The following is a 21,020-nucleotide window of genomic DNA, read 5'->3' as shown; positions in this document are numbered from 1 at the left end:
GCCGCCGGCAGTACCTCCTCGCCAGCATGCAGCGTCGCCGCCCCGCGCCTCCCACGCCCCGCGGCCGCGGCGAACGCTTGTGGGGCTGGGCCGCCATCGCGGGACACCTCGGCGTGTCCACCCCGACCGCGCAGGCCTGGGCGGCGCTCCGGGTCGACCCGCTCCCCGTCCGGCGCCGGCGCGGCACCACGCTCCGGTGGGCCTGGTCGGGCTACCTCGACGACTGGGCGGACCGCCGCCGCGGCGAAGGCGAGCGCCTCGAGGGCTGGGACGCCATCTGCGCCCGCCTCGAGGGCTGCGATCCAACGACGGCGCGCCGGCTCGCCCGAGACGCCGACGACCCGCTGCCCGTCCACGGCGTCGGCACCGGCCGGCCCTGGGCGTTCGCGACGGCCATCCGGGACTGGGTCCACCGCGCCGACGAGCCCCTGCACGCCGCCCGTCCGGCCCTCGCCGCCCCCGCGGCTCGCGCGGAGGCGGACGCCTCCGGCGGGCGCACGCGCCGCGAGACCGGCATAGCCGTCATCGACGGCCAGCCGCGCGCGCTGCTGCTGTAGGACGCACGCATCCCGATCGGCTCGGCCTGGACCGATCTCCACCGGGACGCGATGCTGCTGAGCCGGAGGCGCAGGCGCTGCCCCACGCCTCCGGCTCGTGCGCGGCTACCCTCCGCCGCTCAGGAGCACAGCGAGGAAGCTCATGAGCAGGCAGACCAGCGTCGACACCACGCCGGCGACGAACGCGGCAGCGGTCCCGTTGAGCTCTAACCTGACCGCCGGCTGTGGACCCTGAGCATGGTTGCTCAGCTGAACCTTGCCGTCGTTGGGGTCGTTGTGTACCTTCACCCGTGGCGGGTGTTTGGTCTTTCGCATGACCGGACCTCCGTGACAGCCCGGGACCACCTCCTCCACCAAGAGTCCGTGGTCCCGGGCTTCTGTGTTCAGGCGCACGAATCCCGCTGACCCCGCACCATGCGAGGACCACGCGGGTCGGCCCTGACCACACCTCTTTCAAACTCGCGAAGGACACTTCCGTCAAGGAGAACCGCTACATGTTGGGATCTCCCTCCGAAAAGGGCCCACATGTTTGGTCGCGCATTCCGGCGCGCGATTCCTAGCGATCCGTGATCAGTTCTGAACTGGTGCTACCCACTGGGCGAACAGATTACGCACAGCTTCTCCCGCGATAAAATCCGCGCAAGGACTCGCTAGGGAGTCGGGCAAGGTCCTCTAGTCGAGGTCATCGGCCTCCGCGCAGTACGCGAGCACCCGCTCCCCCTCGCAGTGGATGGCGAGCGACACCTCCCGGGCGACCCCTCGGCGCGCCGCACGTCGAGTCGAGCAGCGGACCGAGCGAAAAGCGCGCCGAGACCCCGCCGATGCTCCCCGTGATCGTCTGCGGCTGCGCGACGATCGCGTGCGCGGCCTCGGCCACGCAGTAGCCGCCGCTCGCCGCCACGTTCGACAGGCACGCGACGACCGGCTTCACCTCGGCGCACTGGCGGACATCCGTCTGCCTCCGGCCTGGCGATGCTGAACCGCGCCCATCGGCAGGTAGGCCACGATGTCCTTGCCCCACGCCAAGATCGTCACGAACCGCGTCGATTTCTCGGACCGAACCCTACCCATCCCCCGGCCTCGGCCGCCCTCCACGCGTGGAAGGAGAGCGGGGGGCCGCCATCCCGAGCGGGTGGCGGCCTTTGCTTCCCCGCCGTATCATCGACGGATGGCGCAGCGGGGCTGCTCGTTCTTCCGGATGAACCACCACTGCGGGGCCTGCGAGGCAGGCATCCCGGAGAACTGCACGCGCTACAAGGACGAGAACGGCCTGTGGCCCACCGCGAGCTTCGATGACGTCTGCGACACGTGCGGCAAGACGTACCGACGGCACGGCATGGACACGCGCTTCAACGTCGCCTCCGACTGCAATGGTAACCGGTTCTCTCTCGTGTAGCCTCACCCTTCCCCGACCCACGCGACGCGCCACCAGCTTCCCCAGCGCCACGTCGCCGCGACAGCTCACGCCCCCTCGCTGCCCTCTCGGGTTCCGCCCTCCGGGGTGAGCAGCACCCCGCAGCTGCAGCACGACCAACACCGCCCGATCACGCCCACCTGCGCGGCGGCGACGGCCCACCCCCACCCGAGCTCCGCCCACGCATTCGGGAAGCTCAGGGGCCCCGCGAGCCCGAGCACGTCCCCGCCGGCGAGCACCAGCGTGCAGGTCTCCGAGACGCCGGCGGGCCGCGGCGAGCGCCACCACAGCGCCGCGGCGACGAGCTGCGCGAGCAGCGCGCCCACGTGCGCCTCGACGTGCGCCAGCTCCCACCCGCCTGGCACACCACCAGCGCCCGCCACAGCACCGCGCCCAGAGCACGCCGGGCGCCACGGGGGCGCTCCAGGGCCCGAGCCCCGCGAGCACCCGGAGCGCGCACCACGCGGAGAGCGCCGGGGCGGCGTGGTAGAGCGCGAGCTCGACCCGCGGCGGGAGCGCCACGTGCGCCCGCACCAGGCCGCTGGCGAGCACGCCCCCGAGGGCGACCGCGAGCGGCAGGTGGACGCGGTCCCGCCAGGCGAGGATGCCGGCGAGAACCACGGCGGCGCCGATGATGAGGCGTGGGACGAGCACGTTCAGCGTGGATGTACCACGTCGATTGCGGCGCGGCTGAGCGCACGCGCCGCGAGGTCGGCATGATGGTGCTGATGTAGCTACCCCTTCGGTTTCGTCGCAGCGCCGATTACGTCCGATGTCGCTCGTGCAATACGGGTCACGTCGCGGGTAGTAAAAAGGCCATGTCGAACTACAGGGGGCGGCTGGAACGCGTTCGTGTCGAGGCTAAGGTATGTGGTCGTCATGCGCTTCAGGATTTCCTCACGCACCGACGTGCTACCGTAGTGAATTATCATCTTCGCCGCATCCAGTCCGGCCAACCTATCTTGATACAAAACCGCCTGCTGCGAATGCCGAGAGTGCAATTTTCCGGCAAAAACAAGCAGGTACCCGATGCCAAGCAGGACCGAGAACCGCCCGCTGAGAAGCAGCGCCAGGCTGGCAATCGTCCCGACACCAGAATCGAACTGTTGCCCGGATAGATGAGCTACATCACCGAAAATCCATATCACCACCAACCCCGCGTATGCAGTTCCAAGGGCAAGGACAACAATGGCCCACCCGGCCTGCCCCCTATGGTACTCCCTGGCCTTTTCGAACTCACCACGGTTAACCTCAACAGTCGCCACGCCGGCCTCGGCAAGAGACCTGCCCGCGGTAGCTTCCTTGTGTAGCGCATTCGCGTGGCGCATGAACTCGTCCAGTTCGGCGCCCAGACGAGACAATTCCGCACTCGGCTTTGCTACAATCTCTTTCCTCGACGCTTCGGCAGCCCTGATTTGCCCATCTACCTCCAGCAGTTCTTCAGTCGCGCTACGTAACGAACTCTCGGCCATTGCCGTTCGCTGACCAAGGTCAACGATCGCATCTGCCAGCTCTTTCCTCTTCTGCTCATCGACAGCTTGTCGATTCGACCCCGGCTCCCGCTGCAACAAGCGAGCAAATTTTTGATTAACCCGCTGAATTGCCTCATCCTCAGCGCGGCCACTGGCGAAGTTTTCGACTTCGCTCTTAAACCGTTGAACTTGCTGTCGAAGCTCCTCCCTCCGAGAAGCCAATTCGGGACCATTTGCCCCGAAACTGCTCCAGGCGTCTTTTATTTTCTTGTCCAGCTCGTAAAGACGCACGGAGGCATCTGACGCCTTCCCAAGAATATCAGGGTCGATACCGGCGGAACCTAGGATTCCATCGATAGTCTTTCTTGATCCATTCAGCTTAGACGACAGCGTTCGGAACAGCTCATGAGCTGATGGTTGCGAAGCAGCAGGCGTAGGCGGCGAGTTGTCAGCCATGGTCACGTCAGCGCCTTGAACACACGAACGACACCATCCAGAAGCGAAAACCCGAATCCCTGGCAGACCGCTGCGGTGAAGCTCCAGTAATAGCGCGCGTGGACCCATCGAGCCTTCCACGTCTGCGCCTTCGCAAGCGCCTCAAAATACTCGTCCCGCATGTCCTTAAGCATCGGGTCAAAGACGCGTTCGACGGTCTTGCGGGAGTAGAAGAAGACGGCGGCTACGTGTAGGCGCGACCCGGGAGGACCGGCGACGTAACGGCGGACGACGCGTGGGCCTGGAGCGGGCTTCACGCGAGCGATAACGCCGATCATTATGCCAATAAAGGCAGACAGCATGGTAAAGAACGTCGCGACGCTCGAAGCCTTTACGTGCTCGCCAGCAAGCTGCTCCAATAGTTCAGAAGCGCCAGTAGAATACTGTATCGTCATGGAAATTGTGGCAGCAACCGTGGAGACAGCCAGAGCGACTGGATTTACGTGTCCTGATTGCTTCATCGTCCGAACTCCACGGCCAATGACATGGCGAAAGCTTCGCGTGCCGCGAGCGCACGCTCCCCCAGCCCCGTAGCGCGGTACATCCGCTTTGCGGGTCCGTCACCCGGCTCCGTCGGAGCTCTCCGCGACTCGATGTAGCCCTTGTCCTCCATCCGGTCGAGGGTGACGTAGACGGTCCCACGCTTGAGCTCCCCGTTGGACGACTCGACGAGCTGGAGCCCGTACATCTCGCCCTGGGCGACGAGCATGCGGAGGATCAGCGTTTCTTTGTCCGAGAGGAAGGGGAGCTTGGCGCCGGGACCCCCTTCGGCGCTCGCCTCCTTCCCCGTGAGGCGTTGCAGTAGCTTCTTCATGGCCAACCAGTCTTACAATGTGTAGGACACAGCGTCAAGGCTGTCCCTCGTCCGTCCCCGCCGCGCACTCCCTGCGCCCGCCGCGGGCCGGTCCGGCGGGAGATCCCACACCTCGCCGCCTCCGCCATGCCGGCCGGGTGGCCGCCCGGGTGGCGCGCCTCAGCTCGAGCGGTCGGTGGCTCGGCCCACCCCCTTTGCGCCGCGCCCGTCGCCGCGCAGAAACGGCACTCAACAGGCCGTCTACACCGCGCGCCGCGTGGCGATAAACCTGTTGCCGAGCCCGCGAGCCGCCGGCACCCTGTGGCTATCCTCGGGACCGGAGTAGGCGCAGCCATCGCCCCCGTCCCGCAACTCCAGCGGCCCCACGCCGGATCGTGACACTGCGCGTTACGGAGGCGGCCATGTAACACCGTGAGCGAAGAGCAGCAGAGCAGCACCCCCGAGCTGGCGCCGGACCTTCGCTCGCCCGGCAAGACCGGCCGGAAGCGCGGGCGCCCCGAGCGCTCACCCCCCGGCACCGGCGAGCCAGTAGGGTACAGCTATACGGTAGGATGCCTTCCGCTTGGTGCTACGTCGCGGTAATCGCGGGCGTTTCAGGCGTGGAAGGCCTGCCTGATCGCATAAGGCCCGTTCTGTCAATGAGCTCATACAAGCGGACTGCACGAGTCAGGAACGGCGCCGAGAATCTTGACTTTGCGGAACGCGTTTGCTTGTCCTATCCGCCGGCCATGGAGCCGCCGGTGGCGAGGGTCGACGCGAACGGCTGCGAGGTGTGGGCGCCGACGCAGAACCCCCAGCCGGCGCGCACCGAGGTGGCGCGGGCGCTCGGCGTCGACGAGGGCAAGGTCACCGTGCACGTGACGTTCCTCGGCGGCGGTTTCGGCCGGAAGTCCAAGCCGGACTATGTGGCCGAGGCGGCGCTGCTCGCGCGCGCCATGGGGACGCCGGTGCGGGTGCAGTGGACCCGCGAGGACGACGTGCAGAGCGGCTATTTCCACAGCGTGAGCGCGCAGTACCTCAAGGCGGGGCTCGACGCGGACGGCAAGGTGAGCGCCTGGCTGCACCGGACGGCGTTTCCGCCGATCCCGTCGACGTTCGACGGCAGGGTGAAGACCCCGAGCGACAACGAGCTCGGCCTCGGCGTGCTCGACCTCGCGCTCGCGGCCCCGAACGTTACGGGGCCTCGATCGAGCAGCACCCGGTCGACGTCGGCCGCCTCCGGCACGTCATCGAGCGGGTGACGGAGCTCTCGGGGTGGGACGCCGCGCGCAAGGCGGGCCGCGCGCTGGGCCTCGCCGCGCACCGGAGCTTCCTCACGTACGTGGGGGTCGTCGCCGCGGTCTCGAAGGACGCGCTCGGCAAGGTGAAGGTCGACGAGGTGTGGCTCGTCGCGGACCCCGGCACGGTCATCAACCTGGACCGCGTGCGCGCGCAGATGGAAGGCGCGGTGGTCTTCGGGATGAGCATCGCGCTCCACGGCGCCATCACGATGAAGGGCGGCGCGGTCGAGCAGACGAACTTCCGCGACTACCCGGTGGTGCGGAGCCCGGAGGTGCCGGCGCGGATCCACGTGGAGATCGTGAAGAGCGACGCCCCGCCCGGGGGCGTCGGGGAGCCCGGGGTGCCGCCGGTGGCGCCCGCGATAGCGAACGCCGTGTTCGCCTTGACGAAGACGCGCGCCCGGGAGCTCCCGCTGCGGCGCCTGGGGCTGTGACGGAGCTTCGGCCCGGGCAGCGCGCCGCGGCTCACGATGTCCCCGTTTTGCCCTCCTGTTGATAGATGTCCGTGATGTTGATCTCCATCATCCTGTCCGGCCTCGCGAGCGGCGTGAAGCCGAACTGCCGGTAGAGCCCGTGCGCGTCCGCGGTGGCGAGCAACGTCCGCCGCAACCGGAGCCGGCCGAGGGTCTCCGTGACGTGAGCGACAAGCGCTTTGCCGTACCCCTTTCGTTGCTCCGCCTCGACGATGAACACGTCGGCCAGGTACGCGAACGTCGCCTGGTCGGTGACCACCCGGGCGAACCCGATCTGCGCGCCCGCCTTGTAGGCGCCGAAGCAGAGCGAGCCCTGGATGGCCCGCTCGACCACCTCCCGGGGGATGCCCTTGCTCCAGTAGGCCGAGGCGAGGAAGGTGTGGATCAGATCGATGTCGAGACGCGATTTGTCCGACGAGATGACGAGTTCTTCGTTGGTCTGGTGGTCCACGCTGGCGATCCTCCGTTGAGCTGCAGGCTGCGGGGGCCGAGCCCTCATCACCTCGCCCTCGCCGGCGACCCCTGTGTCCGTCGCCTCGGGGCAGGCCATCCGAGGCGCCGGCCGGCGTCAAGGAGAGGCGGCCGGCCGCGCTGCGCTGCGCGCGCTCATGGGCGATGCCGCCGCTGGCGTGCCACGGTGGCTGCGAACACGGGGGAAGAAGCATGCTCACGTTCCTCGGGGTCGCGGTCGTCGTCGTCGGCTTCGTGGCCCGGATCCATCCGCTCCTGGTCGTCGCGGCGGCCGCCATCGTGACCAGCCTCTCGGCGGGCATGGGCCTCGTCGAGGGGATCTCCGCCCTGGGCAAGGCGTTCAACGACAACCGTTATGTGAGCCTCGTCTGGCTCGTCCTGCCGGTCATCGGCCTCCTCGAGCGATCGGGCCTCCAGGAGCGGGCGCGCACGCTGATCTCACGGGTGAAGACGGCCACGACCGGGCGCATCCTGCTCGTGTACTTCGCGGTGCGGCAGCTCAGCGCGGCGCTCGGCCTGACCTCGCTCGGCGGCCACGCGCAGATGGTCCGCCCGCTGATCGCGCCCATGGCCGAGGCCGTGGCGGAGAACCGGTACGGACCGCTGCCGGACAGGACGCGCTGGCTGATCCGCGCCTCGGCGGCGGCGGCCGACAACGTGGCGCTGTTCTTCGGAGAGGACATCTTCCTCGCCATCGCGTCCATCCTGCTGATCAAGGCGTTCCTCGAGCAGAACGGCATCTTCGTGGAGCCGCTCCAGCTGTCGGTCTGGGCCATCCCCACGGCGGTGCTGGCGCTCCTGATCCACGGGACTCGGCTCCTCCTGCTCGACCGGCGGCTCCACCGCGACCTCGCCCGCGCGGACGCGGGGAAGGCGGCCGAATGATCACGCTCGATGTCGTCTACCTCGTGGCAGGGCTGTTCTTCGCGGCGTCGGCCGTCCTGAGCGCGGTCGACCGCGAGAACTCGAGGCGATGGAAGAACACCCTCTTCTGGGGTCTCCTGGCGATGAGCTTCCTCTTCGGCGCGCGCCTCGGGGATCTCGGCAACGGGGTGCTCGTGATCTCGCTCGTGCTCCTCGCGGGCGTCCGGGGCCTGGGCCAGGGGCGCCCCGCCACCACGACACCCGGGGAGCGGCGCGCCAGCGCCGAGCGGCGCGGCGACCTCCTCTTCGTCCCGGCGCTGATCATCCCGGCGACCGCCCTCCTGGGCGCGCTGGTCCTCAAGCGGGTCGAGATCCACGGCGCGCACTTGCTCGACCCGAAGCAGGCGACGCTGATCTCGCTCGCCCTCGGCGTGGTGCTGGCGCTCGTGGTCTCCGTGGCCTGGTTGCGCCCGCCGCTGCTCGCGCCTCTGCAGGAAGGCCGGCGCCTGCTCGACATCGTGGGCTGGGCGGCGATCTTGCCCCAGCTGCTGGCCGCGCTCGGGGTCGTGTTCGCGGCCGCGGGCGTCGGAGACGTGGTCGGCGAGCTGGCCGGGAGCGCGCTCCCGCGCGGCGGCCGCCTCGCCGCGGTGGCCGCCTATACCGTGGGTATGGCGATGTTCACGGTGATCATGGGGAACGCCTTCGCGGCGTTTCCCGTCATGACGGCGGCCGTGGGGCTCCCCCTGATCGTGCGCCGGCTCGGCGGCGACCCGGCGATCATGAGCGCCATCGGCATGCTGTCCGGCTTCTGCGGGACGCTGATGACCCCCATGGCCGCGAACTTCAACATCGTCCCAGCGGCCCTGCTCGGGCTGCCCGATCGCGACGGCGTGATCAAGGTCCAGCTCCCCACCGCGCTGCTCCTGCTGATCGGGAACACGCTCCTCATGTACCTGCTCGCCTTCCGGCGCTGAGGTCGCCATCGCATGACGCACGCCCTGACACCGGACATCGCCTCGCGTCTCGCCGCCATCGCGCTCGGGCACGTGACGCGGGAGTATCCGAACAAGCTCGATCACGTCATGGCCGGCCCCGAGGACGTGAAGGGCCCGCGCGACCTTCACCCCATCTTCCACGGCAGCTTCGACTGGCACTCGTGCGTTCATGGCCACTGGCTCCTCGCGCGGATCCACCGCCTCTTCCCCGGCGTGCCCGGCGCCGCGCCGGTCCGCGGGCTGCTCGACGCGCAGCTCACGGGCGAGAAGGTCGCCGGCGAGCTCGCCTATCTGCGGCGGCCGTCGAGCCGCGGCTTCGAGAGGCCTTATGGGTGGGCGTGGCTGCTGATGCTGGCGGCCGAGCTCTCGCGGGACGAGACCGAGGAGGGGCGGCGCTGGTCGGCCGCGCTGGCCCCGCTCGGCGACGCGTTCGCCGGCCGGCTCCTCGAGTACCTGCCCAGGGCCACGTATCCGGTCCGCGCCGGCGCGCACACGAACAGCGCCTTCGCCCTCGCCCTCGCGCAGGAGTACGCCGCCGTGAAGCGCGACGAGCGGCTGTCGCTGCGCTGCGCCGAGGCCGCCCGCGCCTGGTACGGCCGCGACGCGGACTGCCAGGCGTGGGAGCCCTCGCAGGACGATTTCCTCTCGCCCGCTCTCATGGAGGCCGAGTGCATGCGCCGGGCCCTGCCCGGACCGGAGTTCCGCGGCTGGTTCGCGCGGTTCCTGCCGCGGGCGGCGCGCGGCGAGCCAGCGACCCTGTTCGAGCCCGCGACGGTCAGCGATCGCAGCGACGGCAAGATCGCCCACCTCGACGGGCTCAACCTGAGCCGCGCCTGGTGCTGGCGCTCGCTCGCCGCTGCGCTGCCCGAAGGGGACGCGGTCCGCGCCCGCGCCCTCGACGCGGCGGAACGGCACCTCGACGCCAGCCTGCCGCACGTCGCCGGCGATTACATGGGCGAGCACTGGCTGGCGAGCTTCGCCCTCCTCGCGCTGGGCGAGGGCATTGAGTGACGCTCCACAAGCGCCGCGGAGCAGTGCTCAGCGGCGGCCGGTGTTGCAGCGTCTATGTCGTGGAGCGGGAGACGGGATTTGAACCCGCGACGTCAACCTTGGCAAGGTTGCACTCTACCACTGAGTTACTCCCGCAAACGGCGGTCCCAAGGCTCAGGAAACCACTCTCGTGCGGCGTGAACAGCGATGAAGCTGACCGCGCCGGGACCTCCGAGGAGGTCGTTTCCGTCGATGGGCGCGGAGGAGTACCAACCGACGTCGCCCTAGTCAAGCACCGATGTGCTGGTCGTGGAGCTTCTCAGGAACGGAGCGCTGGGCCCCATGGTTTTCCGGGTTCCGGCACCGGCGGGGCCCGCCCGTCGCCGACGCATTGCACCTCGCTACCCGGCGCCGCGGGCGTACCTCCTGAGCTTCCGGTAGAGCGTCGACGCGCCGATCCCGAGCTCCGCGGCGGCGCGGGCCTGGTTGCCGCCGTGCCGCTCGAGCGCCGCGAGGATCGCTCGCCGCTCGACGCCCTCCAGCGTCCGCGCGGCCGGCTCCTCGCCCCCGCCGCCGGTGGGCGCGGCGCCGCGGACGTCGTCCGGCAGGTCCTCCAGATCGGCGACGCCCCCCAGCGCCAGGGCGACCGCGTGCTCCACGGCGTTCTCGAGCTCGCGCACGTTGCCGGGCCACCCGTGGCGCTCCAGCGCGCCTTCGGCCTCCGGCGTGAAGCCCGCGACAGGCCGATCGAGCCGTCGCGACGCAGCCCCGAGCAGCGCCCGCGCGAGCGGCAGGACGTCCTCCCGGCGCTCGCGGAGCGGCGGAAGGCGTATCTCGATGACCCGCAGCCGGTAGTAGAGGTCCCGCCGGAAGCGGCCCGCCGCGGCGTCGGCCGCGAGATCGCGGTTCGTCGCCGCGAGGATCCGGGCGTCGACGTGGCGGCTCGTGTTCTCGCCGACGCGGCGCACCTGCCGCTCCTGGAGCGCGCGGAGGAGCTTCGCCTGCACCCCGGGCGGGGCCTCGCCGACCTCGTCGAGCAGCAGCGTGCCCCCGCGCGCCGCCTCGAACAGCCCGGCGCGGTCGCAGGTAGCGCCGGTGAACGAGCCGCGCGCGTGCCCGAAGAGCTCGCTCTCCAGCAGCGTCTCGGTGATCGCCGCGCAGTTGACCGCGACGAACGGGCCCGCGGCGCGCGCCGAGGCGCCGTGGATGAGCCGCGCCACCCGCTCTTTTCCGGCGCCGCTCTCGCCCGTGAGCAGGATCGTCGAGTCCACAGGCGCGACCCGCCGCGCGCGGTCGAGGGCCCGCTGCATCGCCGGGCTCTCCGCGACGAGCGGGGTCGGCGGCTCGCCCCGCGGCGCGGCGAAGGGCAGGGCGCTCGCCTTCGCGTCGAGCGCCCGCCCCATCACCCTCCGCGGCGGCGCGGCCTCGCGGAGCGACGGGTCGAGCACGCTCTCGCGGAAGAACGGCAGGTGCTCCTCGAGCGCGCCGCCCCACGCGGCGCGCGTCCGGCCCTGGAAGTGGCAGACGTCGTCGCCCCGGCCGATGCACCGATCCTCGATGACGTAGACCGCCTCGCCCGTCGCCCGGGTCATGTAGCCGCTCGCGATGCCGGCGAGCATCCAGCAGACCGGCTCGTCCGCGCGGCCGAGGTGCAGGAGGTGCTGTTCGGCCTCGTACGACGAGAGCAGCGTGGCGCCGCGCGAGGCGAGGGGGGTCGTGTCCCCGGGCGCGAGCCGGATGAAGCCCTGCAGCGTGTGGAGCAGGGCCCCCGCGCCGTGCAGCTCGGCCTCGCTGTCCCAGGCGAGCCGGGACGTCATCGCCTCCGCCATCCGGGCCCCGTGCTCGACGCCGAAGCGCGTGAGCACGGCGCGCGCCCCCGCGAACCCCGCGAGCCGGACGAGCTCCTCGCGCAGCTTCCCGAGCGCCCCGGCGTCGAGGATGACCGCGCGCTCCCCGGCGAAGCGGACGACGCCGCCGCGCGCGTCGATGTCGAGCAGCTTCCGGATGTCGAGATCGGCTGCGCGCATGGGACGACCTTATCAAGGTGACAGGCGTGACCGGTCACCCTGACCGGCGGGCTCGCGAAGCGCCACGGACGAGCCGCGGATCTCCCATGGAAACGGCCTCTCCCGCGCGGGCCCGGCGTGTGCTCGGGGCCATCGCGGGAGGTCTCTTCGCATGAGCGAGCGCGTGGACATCATGACACCCGCCTTCCGGGCGGATCCTTATACGCCGTACGCGGTGATGCGCCGCGAGGCGCCGGTCTGCCAGGTGGATCCTGGCGGGATGTGGGCGGTGAGCCGGTACGCCGATGTCGCGACCGTCCTCCGGACCCCGGAGCGGTTCTCGTCCCAGGGGTTCCGGGCCGCCTGGCAGCCGGCGTGGGTGGGGCACAACCCGCTCGCGAGCTCGATCCTGGCCATGGATGGCCCGGATCACGCGCGGCTCCGCGGCCTGGTGAGCCGGGCCTTCGGCGCGCCGGCGATCGCGCGCATCGAGCAGCGGGCCCGGGATCTGTGCGAGCGGCTCGCGGGCCGCCTCGACGGCGAGGTCGACTTCATCGCCGCGGCCGCGGCGCCGCTGCCGGCGTTCGTGATCAGCGAGCTGCTCGGCCTGGATCACGCGCTCGAGCCGCACTTCAAGCGGTGGATGGACGATCTCCTGTCCGTGACGCCCGAGCCGGCGAGCGCCGAGCACGCCGCCCGCGTCCGCGCCACGATCGCGGAGCTCGACCGGTACATGGCCGACGTCATCGCGGCCCGCAGGCGATCGCCCTCCGACGACCTCGTGAGCGAGCTCGCCCGCGCCGGCGAGCTCCTCGGCGACCGCGAGATCATCGATCTGCTCGTCAGCATCCTTGGCGGCGGCCTCGAGACAACGACCCACTTCCTCGGCAGCTCGATGCTCCTGCTCGCGGAGCGCCCCGCGGAGCTCGAGCGGCTGCGCGCCTCGCCGCAGCTCATCCCGAGGTTCATCGAGGAGATGATGCGTTATGACGGCCCGACCCAGTCCGTCCCCCGGCTCACGACGTCGGACGTCGCGCTGGCCGGCGTGACGATCCCCGCGGGCTCGCTCGTGCTGGCCCTTGTCGGCTCGGCGAACCGCGACGAGCTGCGCTTCACGGATCCCGATCGGTTCGATCTGCACCGCGGCCAGCCGAGCCTGACCTTCGGGCACGGCGCGCACTTCTGCCTTGGCGCTGCGCTGGCCCGGATGGAAGCGAAGGTCGCGCTCGAGGTGCTGCTCCCGAGGATCGGCGAGGTGACCCGCGCGCCGGGCGAGATCCCCTACAACCGCACGCTCACCGTGCGTGGCCCCGTGTCGCTCCCGCTCCGCTTCAGGCCGGCCTGAGATACCGACAAATTGAGGGGATTTGCCAGGTCCTGTTCTGCACAATGGCTGTCCATGCGATATCGAGCGTTCCTGCCGCTGCTGTTCGCTCTGCCGGCGTGCGGCCCGGCGGCCGCGCCCTCGCCTGCCGCGCCCTCGCCTGCCGCGCCCTCGCCTGCCGCGGGCGCTGCGCCCGCCGTGGCCAAGGCGGCGGCCTCGGCGGCGCCGTCTCCGTCGGGGCGCGCCGTGGGCGTCGCGCCCGCGCCTGCCGCGAGCGCCGCGCCGGCCCCGCAGAGCGCCTGTGCGCTGGAGCGCGGCTTCCACGGCACGATCGGGCCGAAGCTCGAGGTCTTTGCGCGGCTCGAGCGCGACGGAGGGACCGTGCGGGGCCGTTACTTCTATGCCCACGTCGGCGTCGACATCCCGCTGGCCGGGACGGTCACCGACGCCGGCGAGCTCGCGCTTGTCGAGGGCAACCCGGCGCGCCCGACGGGCCAGTTCGCGGGCACCTGCCGGGCCGACGGCCACCTCATCGGGACGTGGACGAGCCCGCGGGGCGCCTCGCTGCCGTTCGATCTCGCCTCGGTGGGCGCGCGCGATGTGCTGCTCGTGGCCACGAAGAAGAGGGCGCGCCGCTTCCCGCCGCGGCCGAACCCCGATGGCCCGTCCGACGGGATCGGGATCCCCTTCGAGCCCGGCGAGGCGTGCGGCGAGGAGCTCGCGTGGCCCGAGATCTTCGGCGCCGCGACGGCGAAGAGCGAGGCGGCGCTCAACCGCGCGCTCGAGAGCGGCGCGTGGGTGTTCGGGCAGGGGGACGAGGCGAGTTTGCGCGCGTGCAAGACGGGCGAGCGAATGGCCGCGTCGCGCACCTTCGAGGTCGCCCTCAACGAGAAGGGGCTGCTCGCGGTCCGCTCCCACGATGCGATGCGGTACGAGGGCGGCACGCACCCCTGGGATCCAGGGCCCGAGCGCTGGCAGGTGCTCGACGCGCGCACGGGCGCGCCCGTGACCCAGCTGCTCGACCGGTCCGCCGCGTCGAAGAAGGCCCTGCGGCCCTTGCTGGAGCGCTGCCTCGCGCCGTTTGCCGGCGGCGACGCGACCGTGATCGAGCTGCTGCGGGAGCGCGTGAGCCTCGACAACCCGGATCTGCTCCTCCTGCCGACGCCCGCCGGGCTGAAGCTCGCCGCGACCGGATATCCGCCGCCGCTGCGCGTGCTCGAGGGCGATGGCCCCATCCTGACGTGGGCGGCGCTCGCCGGCGCGGGCGCGGTCGACCCGAGGAGTCCGCTCGCTCGCCTCTGGGAAGGCCGCAGCGCGGCCGTGGCGGCGGACCCGTGCGGAAAGCCTGGATCACCCTGAGCGGATCCGATCGGGCCTGTGAACCCGACCCGGGTTGATGCGACAACCGACAACGCGGCGCGGGTCGAGGCATCCTCGGCAATCCCGTGGTGTGACGAACCCGGGAACCTGGCCGGATCTCACCGAGCTCGACAGCTGGATTCGCCGAGCCCTCGTGATCAGCGATGCAAGTGAGCTCCTCATCCAGCAGACGTCCGCCGGGTTGAAGCCCGCCGCGACCGGAGATAGAACGCATCGCGCCTCCTGTCGGCGTGGGCCATCATGTCATCAACGCGCCCGCGCCGCGCTCGTCGGACGCGACCCGGCCCACACCGTGGCCGTCTTTTCCGGGGAGGATGCTCGTCACGGAGCGCGCGGACCGAAAGAACATGGAACAGAAGACAACTCCGACGATCACCGAGCTCGAGCGTGAGATCGATGCGCTGCGCCGGCGCGTTGCCGAGCTGGAGATCCCCGCGCGCCGCTACAAGGCCCTGCTCGACGGGGGCATCGTGAGCATGATGATGTACGATGGCGAGAGCCGCGTGCTCGAGGTGAATCGCCGGTGGGAGCAGCTCTGGAGCTTGAGCCTCCGGGATGTCGCCGGGTGGCGCTTGCTGAAGGACGAGCAGGTGTCCGCCAATGGGTCGATGCCCCTCGTCGAGCAGGCGTTCTGGCGGGGCGAGGCCACGGCGTTGCCCACCATTCGCTACGATCCGGTCCAGGCAGACACGCTCCAGAAGGGAGTGGCCCGCTGGGTCGCCTCCTCGCTCCATCCCATCCGCGACGCTGAGGGCAACGTCGCCGAAGTGCTGCAGATTCACGTGGACGTCGGCGAGCTCAAGCGGTCCGAGGACGAGCTGCGGGTCCAGACGGAGCAGCTCGAGGCCGCGATCGCCGAGCGGACCCAGCGGCTCGAGGAGCAGCTCCGCGTGAGCGAGGAGCAGCAGCGCGCCATTGCCGCGCTGTCCACGCCCGTGCTCAGGCTCTGGGACGGCATCCTCGCGCTGCCGCTCATCGGCCAGATCGACGCCGAGCGCGCCGCCCGTATCCTCGACGTGCTGCTGCAGGCGATCGTGGACACGCAGGCGGAGCATGTGATCATCGACGTCACCGGCGTGCCTTTCATGGACGCGGAAGGGGCTCGCCACCTCCGCGACACGGTGCGCGCTTCCTCGTTGCTCGGGGCGCAGTGCGCCATCGCGGGCATCTCGCCGGTCATGGCGAGATTGCTGATCGACTGCGATCTCGGCTTCGATGGTGTCCCCATTGTCACGAGTCTCCAGGACGGGCTTCGGCGCTTGTTGTCCAGCCGCAACGGCGCTCGCGCCATGAGCGTTGCTGGCGCCGTCGCTGCCGGCGCCCAGAGACGGGATCCCGCGCGCCGCGATGAGCCGCAAGAGCGCTGAAAGCTCAGCCGGCCTGGAGGAGCCACAGCGGATTCAGCGGAGGTCGAGGCGGCATCCGCGTCCATCCGCGCGGTGGGGGAGCTGAGGAGTTAACGCCCCATGAATCTCCCTGTCTCCCCGCCTCCATGTTCGATACCTCTCTGAAGATGCCAACAGAAGTCACGTCATCTTGGCGAGCCACCGGTCGAGGATGGTTTGCGCCCGCGCGAGCTCCGAGAGCTCCGTCACCTCGTTCAGGGCGTGCATCGTCCGCTCCGCGCCCGGTCCGAAGTTCGCCGCCGGGATCCCGAGCGTCGTGAAGCTTGCGACTTCCGACCAGGTTTGCCGGGCCTCGACGCCTTGAACGCCGCTTTCTTCGAGAGCTGCGATGAGCGCGTGGTTCCGGTTCGGCGGCGCCGGGCGGGAGAGCTCCTCGAACCGGACGGCCCCCACGCGGTCCACGAGCGCCATCAGCCGCTCTTGCGAGGTATGGGAGCTCGTGCTGGGACCGTACGTGTGGTGCACGTTCACTTCCAGCTGGTCTGGCACGACGCTGCCGGAGCGGCCCCCGTGCGCCGAGGTGGCGTTCATCATCTCGTACCAGGTGAGGCCGTCGACGACGTCGGGTACGGGCTCGAATGCGGCCAGCTGAGAGAGCACGCGCGCGAACTTGTGAATCGCGTTCACGCCGGCCCCGGGCAGCCCGCTGTGCCCCGTGCGGCCGGCAAAGGCGAGCGTCGCGTGCGTCGAGCCTCCCGAGCCGAGCTGAAGCTTGTTGTCCGTCGGTCTGAGCACCAGGGCGAAGTCGGCCTCCCGGAGCTCGGCGTCCTGCTTCATGACCACCCTGAGCTCGCTTGCGTCGAAGCCGCACGCTCCGCGCGCGTGAAACACGAGGGTAATATTGGCGTGTATCTGCGGCCGGCGCTCGGCCAGATCGAGCATCAGGCAGAGGCCGCTCTTCTCTGCGGCTCCAGCGCCCAGCACGCGCTTGTTCTCCGTCCGCGCTTCGCCTCGGTGCCCTGGGTTCGCCACGTCGAGCTGCCCGACGAGCAGGATCTTGGGGCCTCCGGATCCGCGCGTGAGCGGCGCTACCAGGGAGTCCCCGTAGCGGCGCAGCGGCGAGGCCAAGGGGAGCGCCGCGAGACGTTGAGCCAGCTCGTCGGCCAGGTTGCGTTCTTCACCGGGCGGCGAGGGGATCTTGCACAGCCAAAGCAAGTTCTCGAGCAGCTTCAAGTCGACCTCCGATCAGAAGAAACGATGCGCGCTGGCTACCCCCGTGCAGGTGGGCTGGCCACGCGAATACGTGGACGAGCTGCTGCCCGACGTCTAGGCGAAAGCGTCGCACGCGGGCTTCCAGCGTGAGGCCGGACGCGATGGTCGTCGAGGGGGCGACTCAATGACGATGGCGTACTTTGGTTAATATTCAATGTAATCGAAGCAGCTCTTTGATCTTTAGTTCCAGGCTGTGGGAATTGTTCGTCACGAGAATTGCCCCTTCCTCTAACGCCTCATCATATCGATAGTCTCCAGGGCCAATTCCAGAAAACACGATCGCTGGCGGCGGCGACGGTAGCTTTCTTAGCCATCGGAGCAGCTGGAGGCCGGCCTCCTTGTCAGATTCGTGCTTCATGTCGGTGATGACCAGGTCGTAGCTGTTGAACTGAAGTCGTTCTATGGCCTGGTCGTTGTCGATGACGAGGTCGAAGTGGACGCCATGGACGCGGTAGCTCTTGATGAGGCGCTCGTTGTTCGTCGGGTAGTCGTCCACCCACAGGACCTTTTTCTTCGTATGGTCCTGGGCTCGCGCAGGTGCTGTGTTCGTCGTGGACGACTCGAGGCTAACGCGGATTTCCTTGGCGATCGCGAGGAGCTCGGTCTCTGCCTGAGGCCTCTTGCGGGTTGAGAGGGCTTTCCCGTTCTTGGGTCGCACGGCCATGCGGCGGAGCCAGTCCACCGCATCGTAATCACATGGCTCGACGATGACTGGAAAGATTTGGAGCCCGTCTGTGGCTCGGCGTTGCAAGAGGTGGGATACTTCCTTGTTTCGAGTAAGCGTCGACGCGAGCAAGTCGGCTGACACAAGGAGCACGGCCACGGAGGCTCTTTCAAGGGCTTCTCGCATCTCCTGAAGCGAATCGCTCCCCGCGTCGATCCGGGTGTCGTCCCAGACTTCGCATAACCCCTCATGCGCGAAGACCAGAAGCTGCGCGACGAGCCGATCCTTCCATTTGGCGTCCGCGCGACTGTAACTGATGAAGATGCTCGGGGCTCGACTACTCATACGACGCTCATCTGGGCCGTTACGACCAGCGACGGCTCGACCAGAACAGCTCCCCTGCTGAGCGCCACCTTCCGTCGTGTGTTGCGGGAGGCGAGCAGGCGTGTAGATGGAACTGGCGCCTGCCTACGGCGTGAGGCTCGGCGAACCAAAGCAAAGAGCCCGCCGCTGAGCGCGAAAGGGGGAGCGATGGTGGAGGACGGGCTGCGTACCGCCCAGCGTGCGTCGGGGGGCATGGTGCCGGGCCTCGCTGTCTCTCTAGCTACCGCCATGGCTGCGCTCCTCTGCGAGGCGAGCGGAGATGCCGTCCCGTGTCAAGAGGAGGTGCCCCTGTCTATCTACCACCGGCGCCTTCGGCAGGGGGAGGGCGCCCGGTCGGCGGTGCTCCCGGCGAGCGGCTCCTGGATCGTTCCGCTGAGACTGTACGTGGTTCCCCGGATCCTGACTGCCGCGGGGCATGGGAGCTCCAAAGGAGCATCTGGACCGCGCCTCGCCTTTGGGAGGGCCAAGGCGCGCGACCACTGGACGCGGGAGTAGCTATACGCGCGGTCCGAAGGTGATGATTGCCGTGCCGATCAGGCACACCGCGGCCCCGATCAGATCCCAGCGATCGGGCGGTTGCTTCTCGACGAGCCACCCCCACGCGACCGCGGACGCGACGTAGACGCCGCCGTACGCTGCGTAGGCTCGCCCGGCGCTCGGATGAAACGACAGCAGCCAAGCGAAGAGCCCGAGGGACGCGGCCGCGCCGACGAGCAGCAGCGGCGACCGCTCGCCTCGCCTCCAGAGGAACACGAGATAGCAGCCGGCGATCTCGGCGACTGCAGTGATCACGAACAACGGGACGACGACGAGCGGGTTCATCCGCGGGCAGAGTAGACCGATGGTAGCGTTTCAGCCACGCTCGCGGCATGCGCGCTCTTCGATATCACGCGCTGCGCTGCGCTGCGCCGCGCTCGCAGCAACTGCCGTCCACCTTGCATGCAGGACCGCACCCCGAGGCTTCGCCTTTCTTGAGCCGGCTCAGGACGGCCATCACGCCGAGAGCGATGACGAACACGCTCCCGCCCACCAAGAGCTCGGAGCCCGGCCGAAACACCGACGACAGCGTGGCGACGGCGCCGCTCCCTAGCCCCGCGGCCGCGAGCAAGGGGATGGCACAGCGCGACCGACGAGGGGCGGATGCCGTGCGCTACGGGCTCCTCGCCGGTGCATGGCCGCTCGTCGCAGGGCTGATCGTCGCCCGAATCGCGCCCAGCTGCGCCGGCGCGCCGCTCGTGTCGGTGTGCACCGCGGTGTGCCTCGGGGTGGGCCTTCCATCGGGTGGGTGGCTCGGCCGCCGCCTGGCGCGGCGCGCGGCGCCGACCTCGACCTGGCTCGCGGCGAGCGGCATTGCCCTCCTGGCGGCGAGCCTGGGCTGCGCCGGGCTCGGGTTGACCGGACTCCTTGCCGCGGCGGTCGGCTTGGTGCTCGGGGCCGCGTCGGCGAGCGCGCTTTCACGGGCAACGACCTAGTGCGCAGAGCGACCCCTGAGCAGTTTCGACGTCGGAACTGTCAGCCCAGGATGCGACGCAGCTCGGCGACGCGTTTCTTGAGCGACTTCAAGGTGGCGTCTGGATTCGCCTGCTGCTCGTCGGTCATCTCGGCTACGGACTCGCTCAGCGCGATCGCCCAGCTCGGACAGCTAGCTCGCGGGGCGCACTGGCGCAGCAAGATCGAAGTCACCGTAGACCCAGATCCCGGCGGCGTCGTAGAGCTTCGTCAATGCTGGTTTGGAAGATCCGTTCTTCCCCCACGGCTGGAGATCCCCGTCGAGCTCGCAGAATGAAAGATCTGTCGCCCCAGCGGCCCTCAGCATCTCGGCCCGCACCAGTACCGCAGCCAAGATCGCCTGGTCGAACGGCTTGACGAATTCGAGCTCGCCGCCGCTCAGCTCGATCGCGCGCTCCAGCATGGCGTCGTCGAGCGCGAAGACGTCGAGCCCTGGGTGCTTGCGCAGCGACGTGAGCATCGCGTCGAGCTGCTTGAGCTCCTCTTTCACTCTGCTCTCGAACATGCTGAGCACCCGTAACGCCGTGGCCTCCTCGTCGATCGAGATTTTTCCGTTCGCCTTGCTCCAGCGCAGAAACTGGCGAATGGCATCTGCTTCATGCCGAGGCTTGAGCTCCTGGATTGGACGACGTGCCTCGTTCAGGCAAATGGACGGAAGATGAAGCTCGATCTCTCCCGCGGCAGCACGGTCGAGAAGATCAACCGCCGCCTTTTTCTTGTGATGCGCAGGCGCGGCATAGTCTACGACCCAGTTGGTCTCGACGAAGACGTGCCGCATCGTTCAGGTCCCGGTGCGCCTCATGCTCGCACGCGGCCCAGCCGCACGCACCTCTCCTTGCTCCAGAGCGGGCACCACGTGATCCTCTACGGCCTCACGCAAGTCCGGCGCCAAGGCGGCAAGATTGGATGGATTCGTGAGCCCTTCCAGCCAGCGCTGGACTTCGTCCTCGAATTGAACCCCGCGCAGTCCTGGCTCTTCAATCGCGCGAATTGTCGACGCCACGCCGGCTTCGAAGACGCCCGCCGTCGAGAACGCCCCGACCAGCTCCACCGAGCCTTCCTCGTAGCTTGCAAACGTGTCGCGGTAGATGCGCACTGCGTCCGGCGTGACGAGCATCCCGGTAGCGTAGCCATGGCGCACCATGTACGCCTTGAGCTGTTGTTCCGACGCCTGGAGATCGTGGATCGACAGCTTCACCTCGACGACGAGCGAGCGGCTCGTTCCGTCGCGGGAGGTGACCAGAATGTCCGGAGCGAACGACATGCACGCATTGTAGCACGTCAAGCTCCCACGGGGAAAAGCGGGCTCG

22 protein-coding genes, 1 tRNA gene and 1 pseudogene are annotated in these 21,020 nt (G+C 69.3%); 10 read left to right on the top strand and 14 right to left on the bottom strand.

The window, feature by feature from the left end:
• Positions 1–113 precede the first annotated feature (113 nt).
• Positions 114–557, top strand: coding sequence for a hypothetical protein (locus WMF45_RS34870; RefSeq protein ID WP_437709711.1), 444 nt, complete (start codon positions 114–116; stop codon positions 555–557).
• Between the two features lie 105 nt (positions 558–662).
• Here WMF45_RS34870 and WMF45_RS34865 read toward each other — a convergent pair whose 3' ends face one another.
• Both WMF45_RS34865 and WMF45_RS34860 read right to left on the bottom strand, forming a co-directional pair.
• Positions 663–872, bottom strand: coding sequence for a hypothetical protein (locus WMF45_RS34865; protein WP_437709709.1), 210 nt, complete (start codon positions 870–872; stop codon positions 663–665).
• Between the two features lie 367 nt (positions 873–1,239).
• Entirely contained in the window at positions 1,240–1,488 is a 249-nt protein-coding gene (locus WMF45_RS34860) for a S49 family peptidase (protein ID WP_437709707.1), read from the bottom strand.
• Positions 1,489–1,725: 237 nt separating this feature from the next.
• Here WMF45_RS34860 and WMF45_RS34855 point away from each other — a divergent pair, with 237 nt between their 5' ends.
• Positions 1,726–1,953: a hypothetical protein gene (locus tag WMF45_RS34855; RefSeq protein ID WP_437709706.1), complete on the top strand. Its 228-nt coding sequence runs from the start codon at positions 1,726–1,728 to the stop codon at positions 1,951–1,953.
• A 65-nt stretch (positions 1,954–2,018) separates the two neighbouring features.
• Here the strand turns inward: WMF45_RS34855 and WMF45_RS34850 are convergent, their stop codons facing one another.
• The 4 genes from WMF45_RS34850 to WMF45_RS34835 form a co-directional block, all read right to left on the bottom strand.
• Complete coding sequence (locus WMF45_RS34850) at positions 2,019–2,336, bottom strand: hypothetical protein (protein WP_437709704.1); 318 nt, start codon at positions 2,334–2,336, stop codon at positions 2,019–2,021.
• A gap of 369 nt (positions 2,337–2,705) precedes the next feature.
• On the bottom strand, positions 2,706–3,899 hold the full coding sequence (locus WMF45_RS34845) for a hypothetical protein (RefSeq protein ID WP_437709702.1): 1,194 nt from the start codon (positions 3,897–3,899) through the stop codon (positions 2,706–2,708).
• Between the two features lie 2 nt (positions 3,900–3,901).
• Positions 3,902–4,399 (bottom strand): hypothetical protein, encoded by a 498-nt coding sequence (locus WMF45_RS34840; RefSeq protein ID WP_437709700.1) that lies wholly within the window; start codon positions 4,397–4,399, stop codon positions 3,902–3,904.
• Positions 4,396–4,752 (bottom strand): PadR family transcriptional regulator, encoded by a 357-nt coding sequence (locus tag WMF45_RS34835; protein ID WP_437709698.1) that lies wholly within the window; start codon positions 4,750–4,752, stop codon positions 4,396–4,398. The genes WMF45_RS34840 and WMF45_RS34835 overlap by 4 nt, the downstream gene beginning before the upstream one ends.
• 725 nt (positions 4,753–5,477) lie before the next feature.
• Between WMF45_RS34835 and WMF45_RS34830 the strand changes: the two are divergent.
• Positions 5,478–6,466: pseudogene (locus WMF45_RS34830) on the top strand (xanthine dehydrogenase family protein molybdopterin-binding subunit); the annotation flags it as partial.
• A 31-nt stretch (positions 6,467–6,497) separates the two neighbouring features.
• On the opposite strand, the gene WMF45_RS34825 reads toward WMF45_RS34830, so the two are convergent.
• Positions 6,498–6,956 (bottom strand): GNAT family N-acetyltransferase, encoded by a 459-nt coding sequence (locus tag WMF45_RS34825; RefSeq protein WP_437709696.1) that lies wholly within the window; start codon positions 6,954–6,956, stop codon positions 6,498–6,500.
• Between the two features lie 212 nt (positions 6,957–7,168).
• On the opposite strand from WMF45_RS34825, the gene WMF45_RS34820 reads away from it, so the two are divergent.
• From WMF45_RS34820 to WMF45_RS34810, 3 genes are read left to right on the top strand one after another with little or no spacing between them, the layout of a single operon-like run.
• Positions 7,169–7,861 (top strand): DUF969 domain-containing protein, encoded by a 693-nt coding sequence (locus tag WMF45_RS34820; protein WP_437709694.1) that lies wholly within the window; start codon positions 7,169–7,171, stop codon positions 7,859–7,861.
• Positions 7,858–8,814 carry a DUF979 domain-containing protein gene (locus WMF45_RS34815; protein ID WP_437709692.1) on the top strand — a complete coding sequence of 319 codons (957 nt, stop codon included), beginning with the start codon at positions 7,858–7,860 and terminating at the stop codon, positions 8,812–8,814. The genes WMF45_RS34820 and WMF45_RS34815 overlap by 4 nt, the downstream gene beginning before the upstream one ends.
• 12 nt (positions 8,815–8,826) lie before the next feature.
• Positions 8,827–9,846, top strand: coding sequence for a DUF2891 domain-containing protein (locus tag WMF45_RS34810; RefSeq protein WP_437709690.1), 1,020 nt, complete (start codon positions 8,827–8,829; stop codon positions 9,844–9,846).
• 60 nt (positions 9,847–9,906) lie between these two features.
• Here WMF45_RS34810 and WMF45_RS34805 read toward each other — a convergent pair.
• Positions 9,907–9,981: transfer RNA gene (locus tag WMF45_RS34805), tRNA-Gly, on the bottom strand.
• Positions 9,982–10,226: 245 nt separating this feature from the next.
• Positions 10,227–11,852, bottom strand: a complete 1,626-nt coding sequence (locus tag WMF45_RS34800) for a sigma 54-interacting transcriptional regulator (RefSeq protein WP_437709688.1) — start codon at positions 11,850–11,852, stop codon at positions 10,227–10,229.
• Between the two features lie 151 nt (positions 11,853–12,003).
• Here WMF45_RS34800 and WMF45_RS34795 point away from each other — a divergent pair, with 151 nt between their 5' ends.
• The 3 genes from WMF45_RS34795 to WMF45_RS34785 all read left to right on the top strand — a co-directional run bounded on the left by WMF45_RS34795 (position 12,004) and on the right by WMF45_RS34785 (position 15,902).
• On the top strand, positions 12,004–13,176 hold the full coding sequence (locus WMF45_RS34795; protein WP_437709687.1) for a cytochrome P450: 1,173 nt from the start codon (positions 12,004–12,006) through the stop codon (positions 13,174–13,176).
• 54 nt (positions 13,177–13,230) lie between these two features.
• Entirely contained in the window at positions 13,231–14,514 is a 1,284-nt protein-coding gene (locus WMF45_RS34790) for a hypothetical protein (protein WP_437709685.1), read from the top strand.
• Between the two features lie 368 nt (positions 14,515–14,882).
• Entirely contained in the window at positions 14,883–15,902 is a 1,020-nt protein-coding gene (locus tag WMF45_RS34785) for an STAS domain-containing protein (RefSeq protein WP_437709683.1), read from the top strand.
• Between the two features lie 159 nt (positions 15,903–16,061).
• Here the strand turns inward: WMF45_RS34785 and WMF45_RS34780 are convergent, their stop codons facing one another.
• The 3 genes from WMF45_RS34780 to WMF45_RS34770 form a co-directional block, all read right to left on the bottom strand.
• Positions 16,062–17,114, bottom strand: coding sequence for a peptidase dimerization domain-containing protein (locus WMF45_RS34780; RefSeq protein ID WP_437709682.1), 1,053 nt, complete (start codon positions 17,112–17,114; stop codon positions 16,062–16,064).
• A 190-nt stretch (positions 17,115–17,304) separates the two neighbouring features.
• Complete coding sequence (locus WMF45_RS34775; protein WP_437709680.1) at positions 17,305–18,162, bottom strand: TIR domain-containing protein; 858 nt, start codon at positions 18,160–18,162, stop codon at positions 17,305–17,307.
• A 534-nt stretch (positions 18,163–18,696) separates the two neighbouring features.
• Positions 18,697–19,023, bottom strand: coding sequence for a YnfA family protein (locus tag WMF45_RS34770; RefSeq protein ID WP_437709678.1), 327 nt, complete (start codon positions 19,021–19,023; stop codon positions 18,697–18,699).
• 185 nt (positions 19,024–19,208) lie between these two features.
• Here WMF45_RS34770 and WMF45_RS34765 point away from each other — a divergent pair, with 185 nt between their 5' ends.
• Positions 19,209–19,673 (top strand): hypothetical protein, encoded by a 465-nt coding sequence (locus WMF45_RS34765; RefSeq protein ID WP_437709676.1) that lies wholly within the window; start codon positions 19,209–19,211, stop codon positions 19,671–19,673.
• 170 nt (positions 19,674–19,843) lie between these two features.
• Here WMF45_RS34765 and WMF45_RS34760 read toward each other — a convergent pair whose 3' ends face one another.
• Positions 19,844–20,488 (bottom strand): hypothetical protein, encoded by a 645-nt coding sequence (locus WMF45_RS34760; protein ID WP_437709674.1) that lies wholly within the window; start codon positions 20,486–20,488, stop codon positions 19,844–19,846.
• 3 nt (positions 20,489–20,491) lie between these two features.
• The gene (locus WMF45_RS34755) at positions 20,492–20,974 is read right to left on the bottom strand and encodes a hypothetical protein (RefSeq protein ID WP_437294159.1); all 483 of its coding nucleotides are present in this window, start codon (positions 20,972–20,974) and stop codon (positions 20,492–20,494) included.
• Between the last annotated feature and the right edge of the window lie 46 nt (positions 20,975–21,020).

Source organism: Sorangium sp. So ce448 (assembly GCF_051520915.1).
GTDB classification, from domain to species: domain Bacteria; phylum Myxococcota_A; class Polyangia; order Polyangiales; family Polyangiaceae; genus Sorangium; species Sorangium cellulosum_B.
This window is presented reverse-complemented; position numbering and strand designations above follow the sequence as displayed.